Consider the following 12,541-nt stretch of genomic DNA (forward strand, 5'->3'; position numbering starts at 1 on the left):
ACGCTTGAGCAATTTGAGGGCTCCGCGCCCGGCGCGCTTGCCCAAAACGAAACCAACGAATATGAAAACCAGACCCGCAGACTCTCGTTATGAATGAGGGAGCCTCGGGGGGCAGGTCATTATCACTGCGTTTCAGGATAATCTTTTGTCTCAGGTTTATCCCGAAACGCTTTAGTATCTGCGTATGGCCCTTGGTCGCGTCACAATTTGGAGAACTTGCGCATGAGAAACGCAGTTGAAGATATGTACGCATTCATTGACCACATGAAAAGCCGAGGCTGGGTCAACGGCAAGCATCAGTATGAGCTGCTGAAAGGCGATTGGATCATCCTGTTTGATACCTCTTCATGGATAGAGGTCGGCACGCGGACGGAGCCAAGGGTCTTCGATGTTCCTGTCCCTGCCAAGAATCTGATGCAATGGACCGAAAACCTGATTTCCCACTTGTGTAAAACCAGCGATGCTTTGAACACTGGCTGTGAAATCCAGAGTTCTCGGACCAGTTAATGTCGGAGGCAACAAACGGCATGAACGTTAGAATGATAAAAATATTTGGCCCGGCGAACCCAACGCGCATCGCAGTCGCAATGCCAGATGGAAGTGGGTTCACGTTCAAGGAAGGTACACCCGTCGAAACGGGTGCTGAAATACTAGGCGAAGCTATCAAAGCCTATGAAGAAAAGCACGCCGTTAATCCCGAACGCTTGAAGTTCGTGGCCAGTTTTTCGGCCCTGTGCGGCGTCAGTCCGGTGCCTGCGCTTCATCCGGCAAGATAGTCCGGCACAGGTTGAACAAAGGCGGGATCGTCCCTCACCGGACGAGGTCTGTAGATGACGCCGAATATTCTCACTGCGCAACTTGAAGCGCGAGACAAAGCGGGGCGCTCTACGTCTCATCCGACACATGCATGCAGCGGCCCAACCGAACCGGACCATCAATGACTGCGAAGAGAAGTGTGACCCGGATGAGAGACAACGATTCCTACAGCACGGAAATGACACAATGAAATGAACTTGACCCAAACGCCCGATTAGAGAAGTGACCCTTCACTGCAATTGCCCCAATGTCCGGTTCGGCGAATATGAATTTGAGACGCGTTGACCCTTTTCCCTTAAGTAATTATCGATGTGCTGAAGGGCTTTGTAGAGTATGTTAATCACTCCCAAACGAAACATGATTGTCCTAGTCTCAATCATCATGATCCTGGTCATGTTTGCCATTGTACCATGGCTGACGAAAACCCTGCCTTCGCCAATTGGATATTTCAGCGTTTTCCTCATATATTGGGTTGGGTTTTGCCTGCCTTTCGGGCTTTGGTTTCAGGGTCGAAACGCGATCATCAGCAACCTCTCTTTTGACTTCGGGGCCAATAAATGGGTGCCTTGGGCTATTGGTGTCCAAGTTGCACTTGTCGGTATCTCGAATTGGTTCTTGCTGCCATATGGGCCTCTCGTTACGGCTTTCTTACTCGCTGTGGTATTTGGCACCGTGAACGGCTTTCTCGAAGAGCTTTTCTGGAGAGGCGCTTATCTAGAACAAGGAGGTCGCCAAAGCGCAAAGCTCATGGCGGTGAGCGCTACACTGTTTGGGATTTGGCATCTGGCGCTTGGTTCTGCGTATGGTGTGATCTACGAAGGTGGCGTTCTAGCATTGGTTTGCGGTGGATTTGTTTTGGGCGTGTTCTGGACGTTTGTCGCCTTTCGAACGGGTAAAACGGGATGGACGACAATTGCCCACATTCTGACCAATATTGCAGCATTCACGGGTTTGATTGCTTCGAACTTCGTAGGATAGATTGCCCTTCCCATGGTTTTGATGAGATCAAGCAAAACATCCACAATTTCGAGACTGTCCAGAGTTCTGTGCCCTGGCGCTTTGATTACGCCATTGGGAAGCGGTCTTCGAACATGATCGCCAACTGGCTCTTCACTGCGTGCCATTCGCGCACGGAACGCTTCCACTCCTGAGACGTAACATTCAGCGCGAGATAGATCAATTTCGCGGCCGCCTCGTCGCTGGGGAAGTGACCCCGTGTCCGGGCGGCGCGCCGGATTTTCGAGTTCAGCGCTTCAATTGCGTTCGTGGTGTATATCAGCCTGCGCACCTCGGGCGGGTAGTCGAGGAAGGGGATCACCTCGTTCCAGGCCCGCCGCCAGCTCGGCGCAATCGCTGGGTATTTCGCGGCCAGGTCACTTTCCTCGAACTCGGTCAGCGCGGCCTCTGCAGCATTGGCATCGACCGCAGTATAGACGGTCTTCAGCGCTACCGCCACGGCCTTGCGGTCCTTGTAGCTGGCGAAGCTCATGGAATGGCGCAGAAGGTGGACGATGCAGGTTTGGACCTGGGTTTGGGGTACTTTGCGGGAGGGGGCGAAATGACACGTTAGGCCCCTTGCTGGGAATTTCACATATCGGCGCTTACCATTGCACCATATGACGGCAGTTTTGACGCCATCCCATTCGAAGAGGGCGAAGAACCAAAGTACTTCTTTTATGGCAAGTCCGCATCAGATCGGCGGCTGGTTGATATCCATGTATTTCGCAATGGGCAGGAAATCTGTCCAAAGCAAAATCTCTCTTTTGTGCTTATGGATGGCGACATCATCCAGGTCGGTGAGTTGGTGTGTTAATGGGCGAAGCAACATGCGCGCATAAAAGGCGCATTGTTAGGCAATTAACAGAACTTAACCTGCCTCACTGACAATCCGCTCCCCAAATATGGCTGAGCCAACCCGGATATGCGTGGCGCCCAGTGCAATGGCGCTTTCGAAATCGGCGCTCATGCCCATGGACAGGCCCGTCAGGCCGTTGCGTTTGGCCAGTTTGGCCAACAGGGCGAAATGCAGGCTGGGTTCTTCATCGACAGGCGGGATGCACATCAGGCCGGTGATGCTAAGGTCGTAGGTCTTACGGCAGGTGGTGACGAAGCTATCGACATCTGCGGGCAGGACGCCGGCCTTTTGCGGCTCTTCGCCGGTATTGAGCTGAATGAACAACTCCGGGCACTGGCCCATCTCCTGGGCCATATCGGCAATGCGCCGGGCCAGTTTTTCGCGGTCTAGCGTGTGGATGGCGTCGAACAGTTCCATCGCCGGGCGGGTCTTGTTGCTTTGCAGGGGCCCGATCAGGTGCAGGTCCACATCCGCAAAACGCGACCGGAAGCCAGGCCATTTGCCCTCAGCCTCCTGCACGCGGTTCTCGCCAAAGATGCGGTGGCCTTGGGTCAAAACAGCCTCGACCCGTTCATTGGGCTGGACTTTGGAAACCGCGATCAGCCGGACGGAACCGGGTGCGCGCCCGGCCTCGGCCTCAGCCTTGGCAACCCGGTCTGTGATCTCTTGCAATGACATGCACGCCTCATACCGCGTGCCGTCGCAGAAGGGAATGTTTGACAGCGCATCGGACTGCAGAAAAGATCACCTTCATGTCCAATGATCTGCCAACCGAGATTGCCGCCCGCGAAGATGATCTTGTCGCACTGACCCGCGACCTGATCCGCATTCCCACACTGAACCCGCCGGGAGAGCATTACCGCGATATCTGCCTCTATCTGTCCGACCGGTTGCGCAAGCGTGGGTTTGATTGCCGCCTGCTGCGCGCCGAGGGGACGCCGGGGGATTGCGAAGACTACCCGCGCTGGAACCTTGTGGCCCGGCGCGAGGGTGGGCGGTCCGGGGAATGCGTGCATTTCAACTCCCATATTGATGTGGTCGAGGTCGGGCATGGCTGGGCGGTTGATCCGTTCGAAGGTGTGGTGAAGGACGGTCGCGTTTATGGCCGCGGGGCCTGCGATATGAAGGGCGGGTTGGCGGCCTCGATCATCGCCGCAGAGGCGTTTGTCGATCTGCATCCGGATTTTGCCGGGGCGGTGGAAATCTCGGCCACGGGGGATGAGGAAACCGGGGGCTATGGCGGTGTGGCCTGGCTGGCGGAACAGGGATATTTCGACCCCAAGCGCGTGCAGCATGTCATCATCCCCGAGCCGCTGAACAAGGATCGTATCTGCCTGGGCCATCGCGGTGTCTGGTGGGCCGAGGTGGAAACCCATGGCCGGATCGGCCACGGCTCTATGCCGTTTCTGGGGGATTGCGCCATCCGTCATATGGGGGCTGTGGTGGAGCGGATGGAAACCGATCTGTTTCCCGCCCTGGGCGCACGCAAAACCGCGATGCCGGTGGTGCCGGAGCCTGCGCAAAGCTCTACCCTGAATATCAACTCCATCCATGGCGGCGAGGCAGAGCGCCCGGGGTTCACCGGCTATCCTGCACCGGTTGTGCCTGACAGTTGCCGGATGGTGATCGACCGGCGTTTTCTGATCGAAGAGGATATCTCGGAGGTCAAGGCAGAGTTCCGGTCGCTGCTGGACGGGCTGAAAGAGACGCGCCCGGATTTCGACTATACCCTGAAGGACCTGCACGAGGTCATCCCAACCATGACCGACCGCGACGCCCCCGTGGTCGCAGCGGTGTCAGAGGCGATCCGCACGACCCTTGGCACCGATCCGGATTACGTGGTGTCGCCCGGCACCTATGACCAGAAACATATCGACCGGATCGGCCGGATGCATAACTGCATTGCCTATGGGCCGGGCATCCTTGACCTTGCCCATCAGCCTGACGAATGGGTCGGCATTGCCGATATGGTGGAAAGCGCGCAGGTGATGGGACGGGCCTTGATGCGGTTGCTGACCGATCAGGAAGCTTAGCGCATCATGCGACTAGCCCAGGCCATCTCACACCGCCTGAAAGCTAAGGTTGCAACGCGTTAGATGATTCAAGTTTGTCGCATGACGCTTTAAAAAGGCAGGCCGATATAGTTTTCGGCCAGATCTCGCCTTGCCGTTTCGGACTGGGACAAGTGATGCAGGGTAGCTTTGCGCATCTGGGCGGCAAAGCTGTCTTCGCCCTCAAACTGGTGCAGCATTGTGGTCATTTGCCAGGAAAAGCGCATGGCCTTCCAGATCCGGGTCAAAGCGCGTGTGGCATAGGCATCTATGCCGGTTTCTTGCCCCCGTTTCATCGCATTGATCAAAGCCTCGTGCAGATAGAAGACATCCGAGACTGCAAGGTTCAGCCCCTTTGCACCGGTGGGCGGCACGATATGGGCGGCGTCGCCGACCAGAAACAGGCGGCCCCAGCGCAGCGGTTCGCTGACAAAGGATCGCAAGGGGGCGATCGACTTTTCGATGGCCGGGCCGATCACCATTTTCGCGGCTATGTCAGAGGGAAGGCAGGTTTTCAGCTTGTCCCAGAAACGCGCATCGCTCCAATCCTCGACCCGATCGCTCAGGGGCACCTGAACATAATACCGGCTGAGCCTGTCATTGCGCATCGACGCCAGGGCAAAACCGTTCGTGGAATTGGCATAGATCAGTTCATCATGGGCGGGCGGGGTCCGGGACAGGACGCCCAGCCAGCCGAACGGATACACACGCTCAAACTCGCGCCGTTTATCCTCCGGGATCGTTTTGCGGCTGACACCGTGAAACCCATCGCAGCCCGCCACATAGAGGCACCCCAGACGATGGCGGGTGCCGTTCAGTGTATATTCAACGGCTGGCGCAGTGCTGTCCGCGCCGACAATAGCGACATCCTCGACGCCATGGATAATCGTGGCACCCATGGCGTCCTGCGCGGCGTAAAGATCGGCGGTCACCTCTGTCTGGCCGTACACCATCACCTGCTGGCCGGTCAGTTCCTTGAAGTTGATCCGTACCATCAGGTCGTCATCCGTCAGATAGCAGCCCTCATGCGGGAAACCTTCGCGATGCATGCGGTCCGCAACGCCCGCTTTTTCCAGCATCTTCACGGTGCCAGTCTCCAGCACGCCTGCACGGATGCGCGAGAGAACATGATCACGGCTGGCCCGTTCCAGAACAACGGTTTCCACCTCTGCCTTGTTGAGCAGTTGCGACAAAAGCAAACCAGACGGGCCTGCACCGATGATTGCAACTTCGGTCTTCATTCAACGCAACCTTTCGGGACTTTGCGGCGGATTGATGGTCTGTAGCAGATTAGCCTGCTGCGCCCAGAAGGCGCATCGCGTTTTCCTTCAGGATCAGCGGGCGCACTTCATCCTTGAAGGGGGCGACCTCGAAATCGGCCAGCCAGCGGTCGGGGGTGATGGCGGGCCAGTCAGACCCGAACAGCATTTTTCGTTTCAGGATCGAGTTGGCGTATTTGATGAAAATCTCCGGAAAGTATTTCGGCGACCAGCCTGACATATCAAAATAGACATTCGGCTTGTGCTGCGCGACGGCCAGCCCTTCCTCCGTCCAGGGGAAGGAGGGGTGCGCCAGAATGATTGGCATGTCGGGAAAATCCACCGCGACATCATCCAGATGCATCGGGTTGGAATATTTCAGCCGCATCCCCATACCGCCCCGCATGCCCGATCCGACACCGGTCTGCCCGGTATGGAACAGGGTGATCACCCCTTCCTCGGCGCAAGCCTCAAGCACGGTATAACAGGCCTCCCGGTCATTGGGGTAAAAGCCCTGCATCGTGGGATGAAACTTGAAACCGCGCACGCCAAAATCCCGAACCAGCCGCCGAACCTCGCGCGCGCCAACCTTACCCTTATGCGGATCAACGGAGGCGAACGGGATCAGGATGTCGTCATTTTCGGCGCAAAGTTCTGCTACTTCTTTGTTAGAGTATCGGCGAAACCCGGTTTCACGCTCTGCATCCACGGGAAAGATCACTGCGGCGATGTTCCGTTCCCGATAGTAATTTGCAGTATCCTGCACAGTTGGTAGCATACCCTTGGCACCCGCAGGATTCTTGAAATAGGCCGCCATGCCGGCCTGAAACTCATTATAGCCGTCATCGCGGCAGTCCTGGCAGGGTTCTTCGGCATGTGTATGGAAATCGATGGCTTTTACTTTTGCAAAATCGACCATTCCAAACTCTCCCGTCGGATCATGACACTGCGCCTGAAAACCGCTATAAAGAAAAACTGTTTACATATAAAACAAAAATGCAATGCTCGATCAAAAGGGGCTTGAAATGCACGATGGGACGGCCAGCGCGAAAACGGCAATCCGGCTTGAGATTGATGGCGACATTGCAACGTTGGCCTTTGACCGGGCGGAAAAGCGCAATGCCATGAATGATGCGCTGATCGACGAACTGGATGCTTTTTTCTCTAAACCACCTGAGGATGTAAACGCGGTCATTCTGCGCGGCGAAGGCGGGCATTTCTGCGCCGGTCTGGATTTGGTTGAGCATGAGCATCGTGAGCCGGTCGAGGGTGTGTTTCACTCGCGCAACTGGCATCGGGTGTCTGAACTGATCGAATTTGGCGGGCTGCCGGTAATTTCGGTTCTGACCGGGGCGGTGATCGGCGGCGGGCTGGAAATCGCGGCCTCGACCCATGTGCGGATCGCAGAGCCCTCGGCACGGTTTCAGCTGCCAGAAGGGCGGCGCGGGATTTTTGTCGGCGGTGGCGCGACAGTGCGGGTCGGACGTATTCTTGGGCCGGACCGCATGCGGGAAATGATGCTGACCGGCCGAAGCTATGGCGCAGAGGAAGGTCTGGCACTGGGGCTGGCGCATTACGCGGTCGAGGACGGCGCGGGGCTTGCTTTGGCCAAACAGCTGGCACGCAAGATCGCGGACAATGCGCCATTCTCAAACTACTTGATGATCAACGCCATTCCGCGGATCAACGACATGGCGCGGGGCGACGGGCTGTTTGCGGAAAGCCTGTCGGCAGCGCTGGTGCAGACATCCGATGGCGCCAAGGAGGGGTTGCGCGCTTTTCTGGAGAAGAGAGAGCCAAAATTCCGGTAGGCTTACCCTTGCATGATGGTATGAAGAGCGGAGTGTATGGAACGGCAGTCTTGTGAACTGTTGCAGATGCAACTATCAATTTTGTCTATGAGGGTTCCATAGTTCGGGAAAGGCGCTTTCGGGCGCGTGTTAAAGATGGCGAATCAGGGAGAATGTCCATGAAGGTAGGAAGCTTTTTCAAAGGAGCGCTGCTTGGTGCAGCGGCAACTGTCGCGGTATCCGGCGGGGCATGGGCGCAGGAGGTGACGCTGCGGCTGCACCAGTTCCTGCCACCGCAGGCGAATATCCCGGCCAAGATTCTGGTGCCCTGGGGCGAACAGATTGAGAAAGCCTCGGACGGGCGGATCAAGATCCAGCATTTTGACGCAATGGCTTTGGGTGGTCGCCCGCCCGAGTTGCTGGATCAGGCCCGCGATGGGGTTGTCGATATCTCAATGACGGTTGTCGGCTATACGCCGGGTCGGTTCCCGCGCACCGAAGTGTTCGAGCTGCCCTTCATGATGACCGATCCTGTGGCAACCTCGAAAGCCTACTGGGAGATGATGGACACCAACTTTCAGGAAAGCGAATACAAGGGCATGAAGATCCTTGCGGCTTGGGTGCACGGCCCGGGCATGTTCCACACCAAGGAGCCGATCAACGCGCTTGAGGATATGAAGGGTAAGACACTGCGCGGTCCGACCCGGATTATCAACGACCTTCTGTCTGAACTGGGCGCAGAACCGGTGGGCATGCCCCTGCCAGCAGTGCCCGAAGCGTTGTCAAAAGGCGTGGTCGGCGGCACCGTGATCCCGTGGGAGGTCACACCCGCCATCCGCGTTCCGGAACTGGTCAGCAACCACACCGAATTTTCTGGCAAAGAAGCGCTGTACACCGCAGCCTTCGTTCTTGTCATGAACCAAGCGAAATATGATGCGCTACCAGATGACCTGAAGGCCATACTTGACGCCGAGAGCGGCGAGAAAATGTCAGCATTTGCCGCCCAGGTGATGTGGGACAATGATGCGCCCGCGCGCGAGGTTGCGGTGAAAGCTGGCAACAACATCATCACCCTGGATGAGGCCGAGGTTGCCCGTTGGAAAGAAGCAGCTGAGCCGGTGATTGCCCGCTGGGTCGAAGAAATGAACGGAAAAGGCATAGACGGTGCCGCGCTTATCGAGCAGGCTAAAGCCCTGATCGCCAAGCACGGCGGCTAATGCGTTTCTAAGTGATCGCAGGGGGCCATCGGCCCCCTGTTTTTTGTGAGAAGCCTGATGTATCGCCACCTTGATCAGTATACCGCTTTGCTGGCCCGAACTCTGGCCTTTGCAGGCGGCGCAGTTCTGCTGGCCCTGATCGTTCTGAACTGTTTTTCCATAATCGGGCGTGCAATGGTGCCGCTGGATATCGGTCTTGGCCCTATCCGAGGCATCTATGACTTTACCGAAATCGGCATGGCTGCAGCAATTTTCGCGTTTCTGCCCTGGGCCCAGTACAAGGAGGCCCATGCCCGCGTTGATCTGTTTCTGCCCGTTATGCCGCGACTGATGGACAAACTATTGGAACTGCTTTTCAACACTACCATGCTGGTCGCCGCAGGTATTGGCAGCTGGCGGCTCTATCTCGGCATGACGGACAAAATGAATTATGGCGAGACGACGTTAATCGCGCAGTTCCCGGTCTGGTATGGATATGCCGCAGGGTTGGTGGGCGCTGCAGGATTTGTGCTGGTTGCCGCCTTCTGTGTGCTGCGATCTGGTTTGCGGATACGGGAACCCCAGTAAAATGACTAATTTCGAGCTCGCCCTCTGGTCGTTCCCTGTCTTGCTTGTGCTGGTTTTTCTGCGCGCGCCGATTGCGCTGGCCATGATCGCCGTGGGTGTCGGCGGCACGTATCTGGTTGTTGACGGGTTTGCAATGTCGCTGAACCAGCTCAAGACACTAACCTACGGAACATTCTCAAACTATTCCTTCTCGATCATTCCGCTGTTCCTGCTGATGGGACAGTTCGCAACACTGTCGGGCATGTCGGCCGCCCTGTTCCGCGCTGCCGAAAGCTTTCTGGGGCACCGCAAGGGCGGGGTCGCCATGTCGGCTGTCGGGGCCTGTGCCGGGTTCGGGGCGATTTGCGGATCATCGCTGGCCACTGCGGCTACGATGGGTCAGGTCGCGCTGCCGGAACTGCGGCGCTATGGCTATCCGGATTCGCTGGCCACCGGTGCGCTGGCAGCGGGCGGCACATTGGGCATCCTGATCCCGCCCTCTGTCATTTTGGTGATCTATGCCATTCTGGCCGAGCAGAATATCGAAAAGCTGTTCGTCGCAGCCCTGATCCCCGGCATTCTGGCCGCCATTGGCTACATGATCGCAATCTCCATCTGGATGCGGGTATCCCCCAACAGTGCGGCCGTGCGGGACCGCGTGCCCTGGCCGGAGCGTCTGATCGCCCTGGGCAAGGTCTGGCCTGTGGTCGCGATCTTTCTGGTGGTTGTTGGCGGCATCTATGTCGGCGCGTTCACCCCGACCGAGGCCGCCGCGATCGGCGCCGCCGGAACCGGGCTTATCGCCCTGTTCTCGGGCCAGATGACCTGGTCGCGGCTGAGTGAGGCCATTCTGTCGACAGCCGCCTCCTCGGCCATGATCTTCCTGATTATTCTGGGTGCCGGGATCTACAACAATTTCCTGTCGCTGACCCAACTGCCGCAGGAAGCCTCGGCCTGGGTCGGGGCGCAGGGCTTTTCGCCCTGGTTCATCTTGACCATCGTTCTGATCATGTATCTGCTATTTGGCTGCGTGATGGATTCGCTGTCCATGGTACTGCTGACCGTGCCGATCATCTTTCCCATTATGACCGCTCTGGATTTCGGCATGAGCCCGCAGGATTTCGGCCTGTGGTTCGGCATTCTGGTGCTGATCGTGGTGGAGGTCGGGCTGATCACGCCACCTGTGGGGCTGAACTTGTTCATCATCAACTCGATGGCCAAGGATACCCCTATTGCCGAGACCTATAAGGGCGCCCTGCCCTTCGTGATGACCGACATGATCCGGGTGGTCATTCTGGTGCTGTTCCCGTCCATCACGCTTTGGCTGGTATGGGTTATCGACGCCTAGTCGGGCTGAAGCACCACGTCAAAGCTTCGGTCGCGTGGTGTTTCGGGAACACCACCCTTAACGCAGGTTCTTCGCCGACGCCGTGATCGCGTCATACTGACCATGCGGGCGATAGCAGTAGAGATAGCCTTCCAGCACCTCATCCATCGCTGTCGGCGTGATCCCCAGCGCCTCCAGCCCGCGGGCCTCGTCTGCCACCACATTATCATAATGCAGCAACCGGATCTGATCCCGCGTGATCATCGCGGGGATTAGACCACCCGTCAGCTTGTCCCCAATTTCAAAAAAGAACGCCTTGACCCGCATTATCCAAACCGGAAGCGAGATCACCACGCGCGACCGCTGGATCACCTTCAGCATACGCCCGATCAGGTTGCGCAAAGTATCAACCTCAGGCCCGCCCAGCTCATAGATGCCGGGCGCCGTGTCCTGCAGGATGGCTATCTCTGCCGCAGCGGCGACATCGTCCACATATACCGGCTGAAACCGCGCCTCGCCCCGTGTGATCGGCAGAATCGGGCACAGGCGGGCGAGATTGGCAAGACGGTTGAAGAACTCGTCCTCCACCCCGAAAATGACCGAGGGACGCAGGATCACCGCGTCCGAACAGGCGCTGGTAACGGCGGCCTCTCCTTCGGCTTTGCTGCGGGCATAGGCGCTGTCGCTTTCAGCATCTGCACCAATGGCCGAGACATGGATCAGCTTTGCCACACCCATCTCTGCCGCCACCCGCGCAACCAGCCCTGGACCGTCAGCATGCAAGGCAGTGAAGCTTTGCTTGCCCCGTTCGATCAATGTGCCGACCGAAATCACAACGGCATCCGCGCCCGAAAGGGCCGCCCGGACCGAGCCTTCGTGAGTCAAACTCGCCAGTACCGGCTCCACCTGACCGACGCTGCCATAGGTCCGCACGAACAAAGCCTCATTCGGCCGCCGCACCGCCACCCGCACCCGCCAACCGGCACGCGCCATCCGCCGGGCAATATACCGCCCGACAAATCCCGAACCGCCGAAAATGGTCACAAGCTTCTTTTCGGTCATGGTCAAACGGTCCTCCTGCAGCAGATGTTGCCGCCCTACGACATACTGCCTCCCCACCGCTGGAACAAGTCCTGCTGCCGCCTGAACACGGCCTGGCAGACAGAAATCGCCAGAACCGCAAATCCACCTGTTGACACGCCCCGCCCACAGGGCTAAATCGCGAACTCCTGATCGACACCTGCCCAGGTGGCGGAATTGGTAGACGCGCTGGCTTCAGGTGCCAGTGTCCTTTTGGACGTGGAAGTTCGAGTCTTCTCCTGGGCACCAATCCTCCTCTTGATATAACTAGGCGCAACGTGTTTCGATTAGCCTGTGCTGGTTACGCCCGAGATATCCGCTCGAGTTATCGATCCAGTCTTTGTGTACCGCAATCACACAGCTTTCCCTTGGGGTCGAATCTGGTCTCTGAACTTTATTTGGGCAGCCAATAGTCGAAGTTCTTGTGGGTATGGGCTCTATATTAAAGCGTTTCGAGTTTACCTTGAGACATCACATAAAATCGAAACGCTTTAGGGTCTGTGGACATTCATCGTGAGTTTATGATGGCTGCGCACAGGTTGATCATCGCGGCATAGGAGGCATCCGTTTTCTCTGCCCTCATTGCGATGCGTTTGAATT

At 57.3% G+C, this 12,541-nt stretch carries 11 protein-coding genes, 1 tRNA gene and 2 pseudogenes; 9 read left to right on the top strand and 5 right to left on the bottom strand.

The window, feature by feature from the left end; all coding sequences use genetic code 11:
* The first annotated feature begins 222 nt into the window (after positions 1-222).
* The 3 genes and pseudogenes from ACW9UQ_RS16985 (at position 223) to ACW9UQ_RS16995 (ending at position 1,794) form a co-directional block, all read left to right on the top strand.
* On the top strand, positions 223-507 hold the full coding sequence (locus ACW9UQ_RS16985) for a hypothetical protein (protein ID WP_458932199.1): 285 nt from the start codon (positions 223-225) through the stop codon (positions 505-507).
* A 185-nt stretch (positions 508-692) separates the two neighbouring features.
* Positions 693-802: pseudogene (locus ACW9UQ_RS16990) on the top strand (transposase); the annotation flags it as partial.
* 347 nt (positions 803-1,149) lie between these two features.
* A complete protein-coding gene (locus tag ACW9UQ_RS16995; protein ID WP_371171662.1) occupies positions 1,150-1,794 on the top strand; it encodes a CPBP family intramembrane glutamic endopeptidase in 645 nt (214 codons plus the stop codon).
* A gap of 85 nt (positions 1,795-1,879) precedes the next feature.
* On the opposite strand, the pseudogene ACW9UQ_RS17000 reads toward ACW9UQ_RS16995, so the two are convergent.
* Positions 1,880-2,353: pseudogene (locus tag ACW9UQ_RS17000) on the bottom strand (transposase); the annotation flags it as partial.
* Between the two features lie 330 nt (positions 2,354-2,683).
* Positions 2,684-3,349, bottom strand: coding sequence for a YggS family pyridoxal phosphate-dependent enzyme (locus ACW9UQ_RS17005; protein WP_458932200.1), 666 nt, complete (start codon positions 3,347-3,349; stop codon positions 2,684-2,686).
* 74 nt (positions 3,350-3,423) lie between these two features.
* On the opposite strand from ACW9UQ_RS17005, the gene ACW9UQ_RS17010 reads away from it, so the two are divergent.
* Positions 3,424-4,704, top strand: a complete 1,281-nt coding sequence (locus tag ACW9UQ_RS17010) for an acetylornithine deacetylase/succinyl-diaminopimelate desuccinylase family protein (RefSeq protein WP_458932201.1) — start codon at positions 3,424-3,426, stop codon at positions 4,702-4,704.
* Between the two features lie 89 nt (positions 4,705-4,793).
* On the opposite strand, the gene pobA is transcribed toward ACW9UQ_RS17010, so the two are convergent.
* Both pobA and ACW9UQ_RS17020 read right to left on the bottom strand, forming a co-directional pair.
* Entirely contained in the window at positions 4,794-5,963 is a 1,170-nt protein-coding gene (pobA, locus tag ACW9UQ_RS17015; RefSeq protein ID WP_458932202.1) for a 4-hydroxybenzoate 3-monooxygenase, read from the bottom strand.
* A 49-nt stretch (positions 5,964-6,012) separates the two neighbouring features.
* Positions 6,013-6,900: an amidohydrolase family protein gene (locus ACW9UQ_RS17020; protein WP_458932203.1), complete on the bottom strand. Its 888-nt coding sequence runs from the start codon at positions 6,898-6,900 to the stop codon at positions 6,013-6,015.
* Positions 6,901-6,982: 82 nt separating this feature from the next.
* On the opposite strand from ACW9UQ_RS17020, the gene ACW9UQ_RS17025 reads away from it, so the two are divergent.
* From ACW9UQ_RS17025 to ACW9UQ_RS17040, 4 genes are all read left to right on the top strand, one after another.
* Complete coding sequence (locus ACW9UQ_RS17025) at positions 6,983-7,792, top strand: crotonase/enoyl-CoA hydratase family protein (protein ID WP_458932204.1); 810 nt, start codon at positions 6,983-6,985, stop codon at positions 7,790-7,792.
* A 158-nt stretch (positions 7,793-7,950) separates the two neighbouring features.
* Complete coding sequence (locus tag ACW9UQ_RS17030) at positions 7,951-8,988, top strand: TRAP transporter substrate-binding protein (RefSeq protein ID WP_458932205.1); 1,038 nt, start codon at positions 7,951-7,953, stop codon at positions 8,986-8,988.
* 57 nt (positions 8,989-9,045) lie between these two features.
* A complete protein-coding gene (locus ACW9UQ_RS17035) occupies positions 9,046-9,555 on the top strand; it encodes a TRAP transporter small permease (RefSeq protein ID WP_458932206.1) in 510 nt (169 codons plus the stop codon).
* Position 9,556: 1 nt separating this feature from the next.
* Positions 9,557-10,882 carry a TRAP transporter large permease gene (locus ACW9UQ_RS17040; RefSeq protein WP_458932207.1) on the top strand — a complete coding sequence of 442 codons (1,326 nt, stop codon included), beginning with the start codon at positions 9,557-9,559 and terminating at the stop codon, positions 10,880-10,882.
* Between the two features lie 57 nt (positions 10,883-10,939).
* Here the strand turns inward: ACW9UQ_RS17040 and ACW9UQ_RS17045 are convergent, their stop codons facing one another.
* Positions 10,940-11,923, bottom strand: coding sequence for a complex I NDUFA9 subunit family protein (locus ACW9UQ_RS17045; RefSeq protein WP_458932208.1), 984 nt, complete (start codon positions 11,921-11,923; stop codon positions 10,940-10,942).
* A 180-nt stretch (positions 11,924-12,103) separates the two neighbouring features.
* Between ACW9UQ_RS17045 and ACW9UQ_RS17050 the strand changes: the two genes are divergently transcribed.
* Positions 12,104-12,190, top strand: a tRNA-Leu gene (locus ACW9UQ_RS17050).
* The last annotated feature ends 351 nt before the right edge of the window (positions 12,191-12,541 follow it).

This window comes from Halovulum sp. GXIMD14793, from assembly GCF_054457435.1.

Excerpts from the sequence above, each read along its gene's own strand:
- pobA (WP_458932202.1), bottom strand. The coding sequence starts at position 5,963 with ATGAAGACCGAAGTTGCAATCATCGGTGCAGGCCCGTCTGGTTTGCTT.
- ACW9UQ_RS17040 (WP_458932207.1), top strand. The coding sequence starts at position 9,557 with ATGACTAATTTCGAGCTCGCCCTCTGGTCGTTCCCTGTCTTGCTTGTG.
- ACW9UQ_RS17005 (WP_458932200.1), bottom strand. The coding sequence starts at position 3,349 with ATGTCATTGCAAGAGATCACAGACCGGGTTGCCAAGGCTGAGGCCGAG.
- ACW9UQ_RS17045 (WP_458932208.1), bottom strand. The coding sequence starts at position 11,923 with ATGACCGAAAAGAAGCTTGTGACCATTTTCGGCGGTTCGGGATTTGTC.
- ACW9UQ_RS16995 (WP_371171662.1), top strand. The coding sequence starts at position 1,150 with ATGTTAATCACTCCCAAACGAAACATGATTGTCCTAGTCTCAATCATC.
- ACW9UQ_RS17035 (WP_458932206.1), top strand. The coding sequence starts at position 9,046 with ATGTATCGCCACCTTGATCAGTATACCGCTTTGCTGGCCCGAACTCTG.
- ACW9UQ_RS17010 (WP_458932201.1), top strand. The coding sequence starts at position 3,424 with ATGTCCAATGATCTGCCAACCGAGATTGCCGCCCGCGAAGATGATCTT.
- ACW9UQ_RS17025 (WP_458932204.1), top strand. The coding sequence starts at position 6,983 with ATGCTCGATCAAAAGGGGCTTGAAATGCACGATGGGACGGCCAGCGCG.
- ACW9UQ_RS16985 (WP_458932199.1), top strand. The coding sequence starts at position 223 with ATGAGAAACGCAGTTGAAGATATGTACGCATTCATTGACCACATGAAA.
- ACW9UQ_RS17030 (WP_458932205.1), top strand. The coding sequence starts at position 7,951 with ATGAAGGTAGGAAGCTTTTTCAAAGGAGCGCTGCTTGGTGCAGCGGCA.
- ACW9UQ_RS17020 (WP_458932203.1), bottom strand. The coding sequence starts at position 6,900 with ATGGTCGATTTTGCAAAAGTAAAAGCCATCGATTTCCATACACATGCC.